General features: G+C 42.3%; 21 protein-coding genes. 9 read left to right on the forward strand and 12 right to left on the reverse strand.

Translation table 11 applies throughout. The annotated features are described in order from the left end of the window. Positions 1-8: 8 nt before the first annotated feature. A complete protein-coding gene (gene secG, locus NSQ09_RS01690; RefSeq protein WP_003220028.1) occupies positions 9-239 on the reverse strand; it encodes a preprotein translocase subunit SecG in 231 nt (76 codons plus the stop codon). Positions 240-387: 148 nt separating this feature from the next. On the opposite strand from secG, the gene NSQ09_RS01695 reads away from it, so the two are divergent. Continuing rightward, positions 388-1,158, forward strand: coding sequence for an alpha/beta fold hydrolase (locus NSQ09_RS01695; protein WP_041333151.1), 771 nt, complete (start codon positions 388-390; stop codon positions 1,156-1,158). 39 nt (positions 1,159-1,197) lie between these two features. Here the strand turns inward: NSQ09_RS01695 and NSQ09_RS01700 are convergent, their stop codons facing one another. Further along, on the reverse strand, positions 1,198-1,431 hold the full coding sequence (locus NSQ09_RS01700; protein ID WP_003220031.1) for a helix-turn-helix domain-containing protein: 234 nt from the start codon (positions 1,429-1,431) through the stop codon (positions 1,198-1,200). A 151-nt stretch (positions 1,432-1,582) separates the two neighbouring features. Here NSQ09_RS01700 and rghR point away from each other — a divergent pair, with 151 nt between their 5' ends. The 4 genes from rghR (at position 1,583) to NSQ09_RS01720 (ending at position 4,685) form a co-directional block, all read left to right on the forward strand. Further along, positions 1,583-1,996, forward strand: coding sequence for a transcriptional repressor RghR (gene rghR / locus NSQ09_RS01705; RefSeq protein WP_095843942.1), 414 nt, complete (start codon positions 1,583-1,585; stop codon positions 1,994-1,996). Between the two features lie 22 nt (positions 1,997-2,018). Continuing rightward, entirely contained in the window at positions 2,019-2,438 is a 420-nt protein-coding gene (locus tag NSQ09_RS01710; RefSeq protein WP_014480905.1) for a helix-turn-helix domain-containing protein, read from the forward strand. A gap of 91 nt (positions 2,439-2,529) precedes the next feature. Then, positions 2,530-2,856: a catDE operon transcriptional regulator CatR gene (catR, locus tag NSQ09_RS01715; RefSeq protein WP_024572576.1), complete on the forward strand. Its 327-nt coding sequence runs from the start codon at positions 2,530-2,532 to the stop codon at positions 2,854-2,856. A 128-nt stretch (positions 2,857-2,984) separates the two neighbouring features. After that, a complete protein-coding gene (locus NSQ09_RS01720) occupies positions 2,985-4,685 on the forward strand; it encodes a methyl-accepting chemotaxis protein (protein ID WP_021480615.1) in 1,701 nt (566 codons plus the stop codon). 39 nt (positions 4,686-4,724) lie between these two features. Here NSQ09_RS01720 and opuBD read toward each other — a convergent pair whose 3' ends face one another. The 4 genes from opuBD to opuBA are packed head-to-tail and all read right to left on the reverse strand — an operon-like array spanning position 4,725 to position 8,169. Further along, positions 4,725-5,405 carry a choline ABC transporter permease OpuBD gene (gene opuBD, locus NSQ09_RS01725; protein WP_017695162.1) on the reverse strand — a complete coding sequence of 227 codons (681 nt, stop codon included), beginning with the start codon at positions 5,403-5,405 and terminating at the stop codon, positions 4,725-4,727. Positions 5,406-5,421: 16 nt separating this feature from the next. Next, positions 5,422-6,342 carry a choline ABC transporter substrate-binding lipoprotein OpuBC gene (gene opuBC / locus NSQ09_RS01730; protein WP_017695163.1) on the reverse strand — a complete coding sequence of 307 codons (921 nt, stop codon included), beginning with the start codon at positions 6,340-6,342 and terminating at the stop codon, positions 5,422-5,424. A gap of 11 nt (positions 6,343-6,353) precedes the next feature. Continuing rightward, a complete protein-coding gene (gene opuBB / locus NSQ09_RS01735) occupies positions 6,354-7,007 on the reverse strand; it encodes a choline ABC transporter permease OpuBB (protein ID WP_017695164.1) in 654 nt (217 codons plus the stop codon). A 16-nt stretch (positions 7,008-7,023) separates the two neighbouring features. After that, a complete protein-coding gene (gene opuBA, locus NSQ09_RS01740) occupies positions 7,024-8,169 on the reverse strand; it encodes a choline ABC transporter ATP-binding protein OpuBA (RefSeq protein WP_017695165.1) in 1,146 nt (381 codons plus the stop codon). Positions 8,170-8,452: 283 nt separating this feature from the next. Here opuBA and NSQ09_RS01745 point away from each other — a divergent pair, with 283 nt between their 5' ends. From NSQ09_RS01745 to sdpC, 4 genes are all read left to right on the forward strand, one after another. Beyond that, positions 8,453-8,986 carry a GbsR/MarR family transcriptional regulator gene (locus NSQ09_RS01745; protein ID WP_014480910.1) on the forward strand — a complete coding sequence of 178 codons (534 nt, stop codon included), beginning with the start codon at positions 8,453-8,455 and terminating at the stop codon, positions 8,984-8,986. A gap of 221 nt (positions 8,987-9,207) precedes the next feature. After that, positions 9,208-9,684, forward strand: coding sequence for a sporulation-delaying system protein SdpA (sdpA, locus tag NSQ09_RS01750; protein WP_009968174.1), 477 nt, complete (start codon positions 9,208-9,210; stop codon positions 9,682-9,684). Next, positions 9,681-10,652 (forward strand): sporulation-delaying protein SdpB, encoded by a 972-nt coding sequence (gene sdpB, locus NSQ09_RS01755; protein ID WP_015251217.1) that lies wholly within the window; start codon positions 9,681-9,683, stop codon positions 10,650-10,652. The genes sdpA and sdpB overlap by 4 nt, the downstream gene beginning before the upstream one ends. A gap of 42 nt (positions 10,653-10,694) precedes the next feature. Next, positions 10,695-11,306, forward strand: coding sequence for a sporulation delaying protein SdpC (gene sdpC / locus NSQ09_RS01760; protein WP_003243360.1), 612 nt, complete (start codon positions 10,695-10,697; stop codon positions 11,304-11,306). Between the two features lie 46 nt (positions 11,307-11,352). Here sdpC and sdpI read toward each other — a convergent pair whose 3' ends face one another. From sdpI to opuCA, 6 genes are all read right to left on the reverse strand, one after another. Further along, positions 11,353-11,976: an immunity protein SdpI gene (sdpI, locus tag NSQ09_RS01765; protein ID WP_003228357.1), complete on the reverse strand. Its 624-nt coding sequence runs from the start codon at positions 11,974-11,976 to the stop codon at positions 11,353-11,355. Further along, positions 11,973-12,245: a sporulation delaying system autorepressor SdpR gene (gene sdpR, locus NSQ09_RS01770; protein ID WP_003243541.1), complete on the reverse strand. Its 273-nt coding sequence runs from the start codon at positions 12,243-12,245 to the stop codon at positions 11,973-11,975. Before sdpR ends, sdpI begins: the two co-directional genes overlap by 4 nt. Before the next feature lie 220 nt (positions 12,246-12,465). Continuing rightward, positions 12,466-13,155 carry a glycine betaine/carnitine/choline/choline sulfate ABC transporter permease OpuCD gene (opuCD, locus tag NSQ09_RS01775; protein ID WP_341030479.1) on the reverse strand — a complete coding sequence of 230 codons (690 nt, stop codon included), beginning with the start codon at positions 13,153-13,155 and terminating at the stop codon, positions 12,466-12,468. 17 nt (positions 13,156-13,172) lie between these two features. Beyond that, a complete protein-coding gene (gene opuCC / locus NSQ09_RS01780) occupies positions 13,173-14,039 on the reverse strand; it encodes an osmoprotectant ABC transporter substrate-binding lipoprotein OpuCC (protein ID WP_082201019.1) in 867 nt (288 codons plus the stop codon). Between the two features lie 64 nt (positions 14,040-14,103). Then, entirely contained in the window at positions 14,104-14,757 is a 654-nt protein-coding gene (opuCB, locus tag NSQ09_RS01785; RefSeq protein ID WP_326233818.1) for a glycine betaine/carnitine/choline/choline sulfate ABC transporter permease OpuCB, read from the reverse strand. 22 nt (positions 14,758-14,779) lie between these two features. Continuing rightward, positions 14,780-15,922 (reverse strand): osmoprotectant ABC transporter ATP-binding protein OpuCA, encoded by a 1,143-nt coding sequence (gene opuCA / locus NSQ09_RS01790; protein WP_003243370.1) that lies wholly within the window; start codon positions 15,920-15,922, stop codon positions 14,780-14,782. Positions 15,923-15,947 lie beyond the last annotated feature (25 nt).

Consider the following 15,947-nt stretch of genomic DNA (forward strand, 5'->3'; position numbering starts at 1 on the left):
ACATTGCCCTATAGGATATAAGCAAGCGCAATCGTTAACACGAAAAACAAGACTGCCAGCACTACCGTAATGCGGTGCAAAATTAAATCAAGACCTCTTGCTTTTTGTTTCCCGAAGAGCTGCTCCGCTCCGCCTGAAATCGCACCAGATAATCCGGCGCTTTTACTGGATTGAAGCAAAACGACAATAATAAGTGCAATGCTGACGATAACCAATAAGGTAATCAAAACTGCGTGCATCCCATACACCTCCAGACTCACTGGCTACATTACTTCTATTTTACATGAAAAGGGTTGGCATGTCACGCTGTATCAGACGCCAAAAGGCCGGATAAGACGTTTTATCTTGGTTACCCTATTCATATGAAAAGGTCAAAGGAGAAAAGCGATGCCGCGTATCAGCATAGACAGCAGGAAACATCTTTTTTATGAAGAATATGGACAGGGAATCCCTATCATTTTTATCCACCCGCCGGGCATGGGACGCAAGGTTTTTTATTATCAGCGCCTTCTATCCAAGCATTTCAGGGTGATTTTTCCCGATTTAAGCGGCCACGGTGATAGTGATCACATCGATCAGCCAGCGTCTATTTCCCATTACGCAAACGAGATCGCGCAATTCATGGACGCTTTGCACATTGATAAAGCTGTGTTATTCGGGTATTCTGCCGGAGGCTTAATCGCGCAGCATATCGGCTTCACCCGCCCGGACAAAGTGTCACACCTTATTCTGTCCGGCGCCTACCCCGCTGTTCATAACGTAATCGGCCAGAAGCTGCACAAACTGGGAATGTATCTGCTTGAAAAAAACCCCGGTTTGCTCATGAAAATCCTCGCTGGCAGCCACACAAAAGACAGACAGCTTCGCAGCATATTAACAGACCATATGAAAAAAGCAGACCAGGCCCATTGGCATCAGTATTATCTGGATTCGCTTGGCTACAACTGCATTGAACAGCTGCCCCGCCTAGAAATGCCAATGCTGTTTATGTATGGCGGCCTGCGGGACTGGACCTTTACAAACGCAGGCTATTACCGAAGAGCGTGCAGACATGCCGAATTTTTCAGATTGGAATATCAGGGACATCAATTGCCGACAAAACAATGGAAAACATGCAATGAGCTGGTGACAGGGTTTGTGCTGACACATCATTCATAGGAATAGAAAACGCTTGGCTTCCTAGCGTTTTTTGTTACTTTATTGACTTTTGTCAATAAAATCATAGTAAAAAAGATCCTCAAATTTCAAATTAAAATAGTGAAGCATTTTACCGATCACAAGCTGCCCCGGCCGTCTTTCTCCATTCAGCACGCGGCTCAGTGTGGCGGGTGAGACTCCGATTTCCAGCGCAAGCTGATTAAGGGAATAATCGTTATTAACCATATACTGCAAGACATAATCACGTCTAATCTGTATCTTTTCTACTGGCACTTTCCTCACCTTCCATTCCTGAAAAACTTTTTTCTATACTTTTACATTACGGCTTATGTTAACTTTTGTCAATACATTTCCAGTCTACCTATTCCCTTTAGTCAATAAACATACTAAAATATGAGTAACAGTGAGGGACGGGGTGAGATATATGGAAAGCTTTGGCGAACAATTACGGGCATTGCGTGAAGAGAGAAAGTTAACAGTCAACCAGCTGGCGACTTATTCAGGCGTAAGCGCGGCCGGCATCTCCAGAATCGAAAACGGAAAACGGGGCGTTCCCAAACCTGCCACCATCAAAAAACTGGCAGAGGCCTTAAAAATTCCTTATGAGGGACTTATGTACAAGGCTGGTTACATCGAAGAAGTGCATGAAGCCAGGGCCCCTTATGAAACGAAGTGCAAGCTGCTTGAAAAAGCGGAGGCCTATGATCTGAAAAACCTTGCGCTTCTTGAGAACGAAAAGTGGCAATATCTCAATAAAGAAGATTTGCTCATGCTGGATCATTATTTTTCGTTTATTTCAGACGAAGCCAAAAAACGGTCTGCTGATACTGACTCTTGATAGAAATGTGAGGCGATAGACCATGTCACCGTTCGGACAGCAATTACGGGAGCTGCGCCGCGCCCGCAAACTGACAGTGAATCAGCTTGCGGTGTACTCAGGCATCAGCTCGGCCACCATTTCAAAAATTGAAAACGGCAAACGCGGGACGCCAAAACCCGCCACGATTAAAAAACTGGCAGCCGTCCTGAAAGTGCCGTACGAAAACCTAATGGCCGCCGCAGGCCATATTCAGGCCTTTCCTGAAGAAATCCGCGAAGCATCTGAAAGCTATCAATCCGTTTATGAAATTTACCAGACGGCTGTCACTCGCGGAGCGGAGCACCTCCCGATTTTCAATAGTCAAAAATGGGAACATCTCTCAAAGCAGGATATTGAAAATCTCAGCAAATACTTCGATTTTTTGTCTTCAGAAGCAAAAAAACGCGCCTCTTCCTCATAATCCCCTGTTTCTCTTTCTATATTTTATCAATCACGCTTGCATACCCTCCCTCGTTATTTGCGTTATAATAGTGACAGACGAGGTGAAAAGTATGAACCAATCAGAAATGTGTCCTAGATTTGAAAAAGCAGTCGACATCTTAAGTAAACGCTGGGTCGCTTTAATCGTATTTCAGCTCTTGAACGGGTCGCAGCGATTTAGCGAAATTGAAGCAGCACTTCCAAATCTAAGCGGCAGAGTTCTGTCAGAACGGCTGAAAGAACTTGAGCTTGAAGGAGTAGTGAAGCGGGATGTCATCCCTGAAACTCCGGTTCGCATCGAATATTCATTGACTGATAAAGGAAAGGCACTAGCACCCATATTAGGTGAGATTTCTAAATGGGCGACTGAATGGATTGACCCTTCCTTTCTTTCTTAATTAATTACTAAAACGGTTCTGATCTCAAAGACGAGAAAAGAACCGTTTTTTATTTTCCAGGTGAAAAAAAGATATCTCAGCCGATATATAGTACATCCACACATTACGTTTTTAAAGGAGACCACTATATGCGACTGACGATTTCCCGCAAATTCAGCCTGGTATTTTTGACACTGATCCTGATCAATTTACTTGTAGGCGGAATAGGCGTTCTTAATATGCAGCATATCATTCAAAAAACAGATGAAATCAACACAAAATGGATTGACGGCATCAAAGGAATCACTTCAATTAATTATGTAACCGAGCACCTGTCTTCTAAAGAAAAGGACTTTCTGATTTATACAGACAAAAGTAAAATGGATACACTTGATCAAGAAATGAATCAAATCATGGAAGACATTAACCAAAAGCTCGATAACTACGAAAAAACGATCTCCACTGATAAAGAGCAGAAACTGTTCGAGCAGCTTCAAACTGAAGTGAATACCTATATGGATATTCATGCGCAAATTATCGAAAGCGGCCGCACGAATGACATGGACAAAGCAAGAGGTTTATTGGTTCAGACTGAGGCCAGCTTTGAGGATATGAAAAAAACAATCACTCAGCTTGTTGACTTAAATCAAGAAGGCAGCAACACAGCGGTAAAAGAAACGAAGGCCGTCTATCATAAAGGGCTCATTTACACTGCTTTGCTTGTGGCAGCATCAATCCTCATCAGCATTTTCATCTGGCTTTATATCACGCGAAACATTGTAAAGCCTATCATTCGCATGAAGGAATCTGCCAATCATATTGCCGAAGGCGATCTGTCGAACGATATGGAGCCGCTCAACTCAAAAGACGAGCTGGGTGATCTGAATGAAGCGCTGCAAAAAATGGTAGGGAATCTGAGAGATATTGTCGGATATTCTAAAGACATATCAAGCCGGGTTCTTTCTTCTTCACAGGTGCTTGCAACCGCAACGAATGAAACAAGATCCGGCAGCAAACATATTACTGAAACGATGAACGAAATGGCTGAGGGCTCTGAACAGCAGGCCCAAGACGCGGTGACGATTGCCGAATCGATGAATGAGTTCACTGAAAGCATTGATAAAGCCTATAATCACGGCATCACCATCAGCGATACGTCTCAAAACGTTCTCGAACTCGCGGTAAGCGGAAACGAAAATATGGCTACGTCATTACAGCAAATGAAAACCATCCATCATATTGTTGAAGAAGCCGTGCATAAAGTGAGATCACTGGAACAGCATTCTCAGGATATTAACAAGCTCGTTCAGGTCATCAACGGAATTGCCGAGCAAACGAATTTGCTGTCCCTTAACGCCGCGATTGAAGCTGCCCGCGCAGGAGAAAGCGGCAAAGGCTTCGCCGTTGTGGCAGAGGAGGTCAGAAAGCTTGCTGACGGCGTTTCTGATTCCGTGCAGGATATTACCCGGATTGTAGGCGGGACACAGCAGGAGATCCACACTGTCATTACGTACTTGGAAAGCAGCTTTACAGAAGTCGAAAAAGGAACGGAAAACCTGACAGACACCGGGCAGGCTATGCGGCATATCAAGCAATCCGTCACTCATGTTGCAGACAGCATTAAGGAAGTAACGGATGGCCTGAAACAGTTAACAAACCAATCGATTACTATCAATCAATCGATTGAAAATATCGCTTCTGTATCCGAAGAGTCGGCCGCCGGCATTGAAGAAACATTTTCAATAACCGAGCAATCCGCCCATTCGATGGATCAAGTGCTTCAAAATGCTGAAGAGCTTGAGCAGCTGGCGAAGGAGCTTAATGAGAAGATGGGTCAGTTTACGATTTAAATAGAAAAAAGAGGCTGGACTCCAGCCTCTTTTTCTATTCTATGCAGCTGATTGAACGTGTTTCGCCCCGGTTCTTTTTTTCTTCACCGGACTTAATGCCCGCTCCAGCCAGGCCATGAGCAAATCCGCCCCTACCGCCATCACCGCAGTTGGTATCGCTCCGGCTAGAATAATGGCTGTTCCGTTTGTCGCGTTTGAGCCGCGGACGATCATGTCCCCAAGGCCTCCGGCACCGACAAATGTGCCGATCGCTGTAATTCCAATGGCAATGACGAGAGCCGTGCGAAGGCCCGCCATAATGACAGAAAGTGCGAGCGGGAGCTCAACCATTCTGAGCACTTGGAATTTCGTCATGCCCATTGCTTTCCCCGATTCTAAGTAGGCATGCTCAATACTGATAATGCCTGTGTACGTGTTTCGAATAATCGGCAGCAGGGAATACAGAAATAATGATAGAATCACGGTATTTGCGCCGAGCCCCATAACAAGCATTAAGACGGCCAGCATAGCGAGCGCCGGGATTGTTTGAATAACGTTTGTTACGGCAAACACCCAGGCTGACAAACGGCGAAAATGCGCGATGAGGATTCCGGCCGGAACCCCGACGACAGCTGCAAACAATACGCCGTAAGCCGACATGAGAAAGTGGCGGCTGAATTCATCCATGACGTAACTGCCATTCTGCGCGTAATACGTCATTAACTGTTCAAACACGTTCATTGACCTCGTCCCCCTTTCACGATTCGAAGTAGCGATGTTTTTCTAAATATTCCTTGGCAACGACAGACGGTTCTTTGAGATTGCCGTCGACTTCATAGTTAAGCTCCTGCATCGTGGCTGTGTCGATTTTTCCGAGCATTTTCTTGATGATGCCTTCAAGCTCAGGATGTTCTTTGAGCACCTTTTCCGGAACAACCGGAGAGCAGTCGTACGGCGGGAAAAATTGTTTATCATCCTTTAGCATTTTGAGACCATAGGACTTGATTCTTCCATCGGTTGAATACGCAAGCACAATGTCCATTTTTCCGCTTTTCACCGCGTCGTACACAAGGCCGATCTGCATCGGATACGTGCCGCCGAATGTCATGCCGTAGGTTTTCGTAAAATCCTGATAGCCGTTTCCTTTGAGCTTCATCCAATAGTTATCAACGCCCAGCTTTAATTGCGGCGCCCATTTTTTAACGTCTGATACGGTCTCTAAATGGTATTGGTCGGCCAGCTCCCTGCTGACTGTAAAGGCATATGTATTATCAAACCCGTAGGAGTCATACCACTTTAAATCATATCTTTTTTTAAACTCCCGCTGAGTAAGCGCCAGCGCTTTGTCCGGGTCTTTTTCCGGTTGCATTCTCAGCGTGCCTGTCAGCGCGTCTCCCGTATATCTTGTGGCCGCAATGTCAATTTCCCCGTTCATTAAAGCCTGCTGCTGCACCGCGTTGGAGCCAAGATTTTTAATCGTTGTTGTTTTGAGATCAGTATGGTGTTCGATCAACTGGCCAAGCATGCTGGCGATGATTTCTGATTCGCTCATGCTTTGCGCGCCGATTTTAATGGTCTGGTCTGCAGCAGCGCTGAGACCAGGAAGCGAACAGCCGCTCAGCGTCAGCGTTGCCGCAAGTGCTAAACCTATCATTAATTTGAGATATTTTCTTTTCATGAGCCGCCTCCTTATGACAATTCATTCAATCTCTGCATGCCGGCAGGTGTCAGTTTTCGTTCAGCAACTGCCAGCACATAATCAATCACAATTGCCAATATCGTGACAGGTACCGCGCCCCCGATGATATATTCCGGCTGATATAAATTCAGGCCGATAAAAATGTAATCACCCAATCCACCGCCTCCGATAAAGGAAGCAAGCGTGGCCCAGCCGATTAAGTAAATCGTCGATGTTCTGATTCCCGCCATGATCACTGGCGCGGCAAGCGGCAGCTCCACCAAGCGGACTTGTTCAGTCGGCGTCATTCCTATGCCTTTACCAGATTCGAGCAGATTTTTGTTGACGCCGCGAATGCCAGTATACGTGTTGCGAAGAATCGGCAATACGGAATAGAAAAACAAAGCCACAATGGCCGGAACCTTCCCTACACCAAGGAGCGGGATAAAAAAAGCGAGGATGGCCAGACTCGGCAGCGTCTGAATAATATTGACAATGCCGATAATGGTGCCGGCTCCTTTTTTCATTCTGGTAAGTACAACTCCGAGGGGGACGGCAACCAGCACGCCCAGGATCACAGCAATGAGCGATATCGTAATATGCTCGTATGTTTTATAAAGAAGCTCGCCCCCATTGGTTTGCAAAAATTGAACAATATGATGCATGACTTATCGCCCCTCCCTATGACAATGCTGCGAGCTGCTTTTCTTCTCCCCAGAGGGAGTCATACACGATGTCGACCAGACTTGCCCTCGTCACAATTCCGATCAGGCGTCGGTCTTCATCCACAACGGGAACATATTTGACACCCCGTTTTAAAATTTTGCGGACCGTGTCGCGCAGCAGTGTGCCGCTTAGTACTGTGTATATATTTTCATGTAAAACCTCACCTACGAGATTGGCCTTTTTCCGGCATTGATCAATGATTTCAACATCGACATAGCCTTGCAGAACGTGCTCGTCATCGACGACCAGCAATGAATCGACCCGTTCCTGCCTCATCAGCTGAATGGCCTCAGAAAGCGTTTTATCCGCGGTGATCGTTACAGGCTGTGTGTTCATAATCTGGTCAACCCGTTCAACATCCGGGCTGGATGACTGAATCAGCCGCTCCTTGCCGATAAATTCCTCAACAAATTCGTCTGCCGGATTTCTTAAAATGTCATCGGGCGTTCCAACTTGAACGATTTCTCCCGCTTTTAAAATCACAATCCGGTCTGCCAGCTTAATCGCTTCATCCATATCATGGGTAACAAATACGATGGTTTTATGTAAGGTTTTTTGCAGTTTTTTAAATTCTTCCTGGAGGGAATCCCTCGTAATCGGGTCGAGTGCCCCAAACGGTTCATCCATTAAGATAAGCGGCGGCTCCGCGGCAAGTGCCCGTAATACACCAATTCGCTGCTGCTGCCCCCCGCTTAATTCATGAGGGTAACGGTCTAAATATTCAGGCCCCATATCGACCAATTTTAAAAGCTCACGCGCCCGCTCTTTCCGCTGCTGCTCCGGCCATTTCAGCAGTTTTGGGACGAGTGAGATATTCTGCTGAATGGTCATATGGGGAAACAGGCCGATCTGCTGAATCACATAGCCAATTTTGCGCCTGAGCTCTACAGGATCCTGGTCCATGATGTTTTCGCCGTCAATGAAAATCTTCCCGGCGGAAGGCTCAATTAATCGGTTAATCATTTTCATTGTTGTTGTTTTTCCGCAGCCGCTCGGCCCGATAAAGCAGATAAATTCGCCTTTTGCAATCTTAAGATTTACGTTGTTCACGGCTTTTTTGCCGCCCCTGTATGTTTTCGAGACATTTTCTAATGTCAGCAAACATCGCACCTCCAAAATTAAGTTTATTCAATTTGTTCAGTTTAAATTTAATTTTTCAGACAATTGAATGCTTCCCATTATAGAATAAAGTTTATAAAATAAAAAGTTTACAATTTGTTCATATTATTTATAAAGTATGTGTAAACGCTGATTTACCCGCATTGACGTGTGTTGATCTCCTTATTGCTCCAATTTCCTGCCAAATTCTCTTTTGACAGCATTTTCGCCGTATCAAAAATGTGGTATATTGACATCGGAATTGTTAGCTGAAAGGATGAAACCGTTGGAGAAAGATCCGTTAACGATCATTGAACAAGCCGAGGACCATTTTATAGAAAAAATCGCGGAAAACATGCATGCATTTGGAATGCCCTCTACCGTCGGACGTGTGCTGGGCATTATTTATATGAATCGAAAACCGATGACGCTTACGGAATTATCTGAGGCCACCGGCATGAGCAAAACACGCATGAGCCAGGTAGTGCGGGAAATGCTTGATGCCAACATTGCCGAGAAGGTGTTCGAAAAAGGCGTCCGAAAAGATTTATATGAGGTGGAGCAGGACTACTATCAAACATTTATCACGCTGTTTTCAGCCACCTGGAGCAAAGTCGTCAGCAAAAACAAAATGATGCATAAAAAACTCAATCGGGAGCTGCTTAGCGTGTTGGATGAAGAGCTTACTCCTGAAGCGGAAGAAAAAGTGAATGAACTGCTGAAAGAATTAAAGGAATGGCTTGATTATTATAATTGGCTCAGCCGTTTGATTGAGTTTTTTGAGAGCGAAGAAATTTTTAAATATGTGCCGAAGCCGTAAAAAGTTCCCAAATTCAATTCTGGGAACTTTTTTAGTTCCAATCCAAATGGTTGAATATCAAACTTCAAGAAAATAAACAAAATAATGCATAGTTTACATTAATTTATTCATTATCCATTTTTTGTTGATTATTCTAACTAGCTATTATATAATCTTTTTGAAATGATTATATTAGCTTAGAGGAGGTAATCTATATCAAAAAAAAAGGAATTATAACTGTAATGACTATATGTTTCCTATTATTTTCTTCTTATTACTTTAGTAATATTTCACCTCAGAATCCACTGTTCAAAAAAAATTTTTTGCAACAATTGTCTCCCCAAGGCTTTGGCTTTTATAGTAAAAGCCCTACAGAAGAAAACATTTCATTTCACACAAAAGAAAATTTAAAGTTACCTAATGCACTTCCCAATAATTTTTTTGGGATAAAAAGAGAAGGAAGAGTTCAGGCAATAGAATTAGGCAAAATTGTAGAGAATATCGATCCAAAGAATTGGAAAACTTGTGAAAACAACAACTCCTGCACAAATTTAGAGAAACAAATAAAGCCTATTAAGGTTATAAAAAATGAAGATTATATACATCTTAGCAAAGGAGAATACCTAATATATCGCCAAAAACCACTCTCATGGTATTGGATAGACTTTAAGCAAACTACCTCTTTTGAAAGAAAGGTGCTAAAAATAAAAATAGTATGAAGATATTAAATAGTTTAGAAGGTTATATTGACACCTATAATCCATGGAAAAATACATATGCACTTTTTAGAAGTTTACTTGGTTTCTCAACATTACTAGTACTATTATTCAATAGTACTGATATTTTATTTAGTTATAGTGCAAATAATGTCACATGTGAAAATGTCTATATCCCTACCGCTTTTTGTTTTGCTAAAGAATATAGTATCAATTTTGAGATTATAAGATACTTAATGATTTTTATATTAACCTTAGTGGTTATAGGGTGGAGACCTAGATTTACCGGTTTATTTCACTGGTATATTTGCTATAGTATTCAAACTTCAGCTTTAACTATCGATGGTGGAGAGCAAATTGCAACTGTTCTTTCTTTTCTTATATTACCTGTTACATTATTAGATTCAAGGCGAAATCATTGGAATATAAAGAAAAACAATAATGAATCTTTCACAAAGAAGACAGTATTGTTTTATATAATGACAATAATTAAAATTCAAGTTTTTATCATTTATTTAAACGCAGCTTTAGAGCGATTGAAAAATAAAGAGTGGGCAGAAGGAACAGCAATTTACTATTTCTTTTCTGATCCGGTGTTTGGATTACCTGAATATCAACTTAACTTATTGAATCCACTACTTGAAAGCAATTTTATTGTTGTCATCACTTGGTTAGTAACTATTTTTGAGTTGTTCTTAGCAGCAAGCATAATTTCAAATATCAGAATAAAGAGAATTGCCCTTGTTTTGGGAATATTATTTCATATTGGGATAATATTCAGCATTGGTATTGTAAGTTTTGGCTTGATCATGATATCAGCATTAATTATATATCTGCATCCTGTACAACAAAATATCACTATGAATTGGTGTTCTCCTTTATTTAAATATATATATGTAAAAGGAAAGAGAAATTTCAAAAGAATAGGAGGTGAATCAGTCAAGTATCTTACAAAATTGTTTCATAGCTAACATTTAGATAATGGAGAAATAACTTAATGGAGGTATAATAATTTGAAAAGTAAATTACTTAGGCTATTGATTGTTTCCATGGTGACGATATTGGTTTTTTCATTAGTAGGACTCTCTAAGGAGTCAAGTACATCTGCTAAAGAAAACCATACATTTTCTGGAGAAGATTACTTTAGAGGACTTTTATTTGGACAAGGGGAAGTTGGTAAATTAATTTCAAACGATTTGGACCCTAAACTCGTAAAAGAGGCAAATAGTACAGAAGGTAAAAAGTTAGTAAATGATGTAGTCAAATTTATAAAAAAAGATCAACCACAATATATGGATGAATTGAAACAATCGATTGACAGCAAAGACCCTAAAAAACTCATTGAAAATATGACCAAAGCAGACCAACTTATCCAAAAATATGCTAAGAAAAATGAAAACGTAAAATACTCTTCTAATAAAGTTACTCCATCTTGTGGGCTTTATGCCGTCTGTGTAGCAGCTGGATATTTATATGTTGTGGGCGTTAACGCAGTTGCATTACAAACGGCTGCCGCAGTAACAACTGCAGTGTGGAAATACGTTGCCAAATATTCCTCTTCAGCTTCTAATAATTCTGATTTAGAAGCGGCTGCTGCAAAAACCCTAAAATTGATTCATCAATAATCCATTATAATTGAGTGTCTTGCGGATTGCTCCGCAAGACACTTTTTCAACGTGAACCGTTTAATTTTTTGTAATAATGATATGAAGCTAGTGTTGAAATAACTAATGCTAGAAGAACTAGCACAATCATAATAAGAATTATATATTCTCCTGTGAAAAATGAAAGAACAGCTATTATAAAACCACACACTACAAGTACTTTAGAGGCAAAGCGATTTCCCAGTTTCCAAACAGTCTCATCTTTTAATGTCCAAGGTGTCCTCAATCCAATAAGATGGTTTTGTTCTGCTAGCTGCATAGAATTTCCACCAATAATTAAAAAGATACCAACACCAAGCCCTATTATTAAATCAATATTCACTTCGTATCCTAAACTTATCAATAGAGTTGAGAGTTGTAAAATATATAAAAGGATTAACATATTATTAGAAGCTAGGAAAAGCAATGCTTTATTTTTTTGTGTAGACTTAATAGTTAACATATAAAAAGTAAGATAATAAATAAGCATAACAACAGGTATAATAAATATTGTTAAAGGTTTAGATACAATTGCAGCCGGTTTATTTCCTGACCATTGTATCGGTATTTCTTCTGGAAGGTATTGATATAATATAATTGAAGTCAAGAAACTCAAACATACAATAATTATGGAAATTATATTTTTCTTCATAAATCGTTATCCCCTTTATTTATAAAGTTAAGCATCCAATTTATTGAGTCTTGAAGTACTGTTGTATTTAGAGAGTAATAAATAAATTGTCCTTTGCGATGGTCACTTATGACTTCCGCTTGCTTTAAAATATTCAAGTGGTGCGAAATACTCGGTTTGCTGATATTAAAATGCTCAGCAATATCTCCCGCAGTCATATCCCCTCCTTTTAACAAATCCAAAATTTTTCTCCTTGTTGGATCTGATATAGCTTTGAAAACATTATTCATAGCGTTTTCTCCTTTACAAAAAAACATTTAGACATTTAGATATTTGTATAAATGTATTATTTCCATTATAACTTGAAATTTTTTTAAAAACAACCCTCAAATTGGTTATAATATATGTTTTTGTATTTTATTCAAATAATTGGATAATCCCAACACTGGAAAATATGTTTAACAGGTACTAACACATGTTGTTTATTAAAAAAAACCACCTCCGTTGTATTTAAATAGAGGTGGTTTTTCTATCAGCTATAATAAAATTTCCTTTTTTCTTTTTAATCGGGCTTAACACTCGTTCCAGCCAGCCCATGACCAAATCGGCAATCACCGCCATCAGAGCTGTGGGGATCGCGCCCGCTAATATAATCGCGGTTCCGTTTGTGGCGTTTGATCCTCTGACGATGATGTCCCCGAGACCGCCAGCACCGACAAATGTCCCGATGGCCGTAATGCCGATGGCAATGACAAGCGCGGTGCGCAGGCCGGCCATTATGACAGAAAGCGCAAGCGGAAGCTCGACCATCCGCAGCACTTGAAATTTTGTCATCCCCATTGCTTTTCCGGATTCAAGATAGGCGTGCTCAATACTGATAATCCCTGTATACGTATTTCTGATAATCGGCAGAAGAGAATACAGAAATAATGACAATATCACTGTATTAGCGCCCAGCCCCATGACAAGCATCAGCACGGCGAGCATGGCGAGAGCCGGGATGGTCTGAATGACGTTCGTGACCGCAAAAACCCATCCGCTTAATCTTCTGTATCTGGCTATCAGGATGCCGAGCGGAATTCCAACAAGGGCGGCAAATAAAACACCGTACACCGACATCAGAAAATGGCGGTAAAATTCCTGCAGCACGTAACCGCCGTTTTGCGAATAGTAAGTGCCAAGCTGCTGTAGTACTTCCATATGATCCACCTCTTTTCTTAGTCAAAATAATGATGTTTCTCTAAAAATTCCTTTGCTACGACAGACGGCTCCTTCAGCTTGCCATCCACCTCATAGTTAAGTTCCTGCATCGTTTCCGTGTCGATTTGCCCAATCAGCTTATTGATCACACCTTCAAGCTCCGGATGCGCCTTAAGCACCTTTTCCGGAATCACCGGTGAACAGTCATACGGAGGAAAGAAACGCTTATCGTCTTTTAAGATTTTCAGATCGTATGCTTTAATCCGTCCATCCGTTGAATAAGCCAAAACGGCGTCCATTTTCCCGTTTTTGACTGCGTCATAGACAAGCCCGATCTGCATCGGATAAGTTGTGCCGAATTCAAAGCCATATGTGCTGACAAAGCCTTTATATCCGTCGCCTTTCCGTTTCAGCCAGGCATTGTCGACGCCTAATTTATATTGGGAGGCATTTTTTTTCAGGTCGGACACGGTGTTAATATGCTCATTTTCCGCAAACTTTTTTGTTACGGTGAAGGCATACGTGTTATCAAAGCCGTAGGAATCAAACCATTTATAAGAAAAGCGCTTTTGAAACTCGTTCTGCACAATGTTCAGCGCTTTTTTCGGATCTTTCTCCGCTTCCTTGCCGAGGGTGCTTGTTAAATCTGTTCCGGAATAGCGCGTGGCTGAAATATCAATGTCACCGCCCAGCATCGCTTGGTGCTGAACATAGTTTGAGCCGAGGTTTTTCACTAAAGCGGTATTCAAATCTGTATCATGTTCAATAAGCTGCGCGATCATATTCGCTAAAATTTCTGATTCTGTCATGCTTTGCGCCCCGATTTTGATCGTGTCGTCAGAAGCGCCGCCGAGACCCGGCAGAGAGCAGCCGCCTAGCAGCATGACAAAGACGAGAGCAAACGCGCCAAGCCATTTGATTTTTGTCGTTTTCAACAGAGCCAACTCCTTACGAAACTTCCTTCATCCCTTGCAAGCCTTTCGGCGTCACCTTTCGTTCTGTCACGGCTAGGACATAATCAATGATAATTGCCAGAATTGTGACAGGCACGGCACCGCCAATGATATATTCAGGCTGGTATAGGTTCAGGCCGATAAAAATATAGTCCCCGAGGCCGCCTCCCCCGATAAACGACGCAAGTGTCGCCCAGCCAATTAGATAGATCGTTGATGTGCGGATCCCCGCCATGATGATGGGAATCGCCAGCGGAATTTCAACGAGCCGAATCTGCTCCCAGCCGGTCATGCCAATTCCTTTCCCCGATTCCAGGAGGTTTTTATTTACACCTTTAATGCCGGTATACGTATTGCGCAGGATCGGCAGCACCGAATAGAAAAATAAAGCGACAATCGCAGGCACTTTTCCTACGCCGAGAAGCGGAATAAAAAAGGCTAAAATCGCCAGACTCGGCAGGGTTTGCACAATGTTTACGAAACCGATAACCGCATCTGCGCCTTTTTTCATTCTGGTAAGAGCAACGCCGAGCGGCACTGCAACGATAATGCCCAATACAACGGCTATGAGTGAAATATATAAATGCTCTCCTGTTTTATACAGCAGCTCTCCGCCGTTCGTTTGCAAAAAAGTCATCATTTGATTCATCTTAAAAGAGCTCCTCCCCTGGTCAGATCGTCATGAGCTGGTTTTCCTCGTCGCCCCAAATGGAATCGTATACGATATCAACGAGGCTCGCTCTTGTCACAATCCCTGCTAAATGGTTCTGTTCATCGACCACCGGAACATACTTGATCCCCTGCTTCAAAATTTTTCGGACTGTATCGCGAAGAAGCGCCCCTTTTTGAACGGTATATATATCTGAACGGTATACGTCGCCAACGATGCTCGCTTTTTTGCGGTTTTGATCAATCATTTCCACATCAACATAGCCCTTCAGCACGTTTTGCCGGTCCACAACGAGCAGCGAGTCAACACGTTTTTCTCTCATCAGCTGAATCGCCTGAGAAAGCGTTTTGTCCGCAGATACCGTCACCGGCGTTCTGTTCATCATTTGCTCTACCCGCTCGATATCCGGTCTTGACTGAATCAGGCGCTCTTTCCCGATAAATTCTTCAACAAACTCATTTGCCGGGTTTCGAAGAATCTCATCAGGTGTGCCGACTTGAACGATTTCTCCCGCTTTTAATATCACAATCCTGTCAGCAAGCTTAATTGCTTCATCCATATCGTGGGTTACAAACACAATCGTTTTGTTTAAGGTTCTCTGCAGTTTTTTGAATTCTTCCTGAAGGGAATCACGCGTAATCGGATCAAGCGCTCCGAACGGTTCATCCATTAAAATGAGAGGGGGTTCCGCTGCCAGGGCGCGCAGCACGCCGATTCTCTGCTGCTGTCCGCCGCTGAGCTCATGCGGATAACGGTCTAAATACTCCGGGCCCATATCCACAAGCTTTAACAGCTCGCGCGCCCGTTCTTTCCGCTTTTCCTCAGGCCATTTCAGCAGCTTTGGTACGAGTGAGATGTTCTGCTGGATGGTCATATGGGGGAACAAACCAATCTGCTGAATCACATAGCCGATTTTTCTCCTCAGCTCAACCGGGTCCTGTTCCATAATATTTTCTCCGTCGATAAAGATCCTTCCAGACGATGGTTCTATCAGTCTGTTGATCATCTTCATCGTCGTCGTTTTTCCGCAGCCGCTCGGGCCGATAAAACAGATAAATTCACCTTTGGCAATATCTAAATCAATGCTGTTCACAGCTTTTTTGCCGCCTTTATATACTTTTGACACTTGTTCCAATTTCAGCAATCCGTGCACCTCCGCAGGTTTCCTT

Source organism: Bacillus sp. FSL W8-1202 (genome assembly GCF_038006165.1).
In the GTDB taxonomy this organism is placed as follows: Bacteria; Bacillota; Bacilli; order Bacillales; family Bacillaceae; genus Bacillus; species Bacillus subtilis.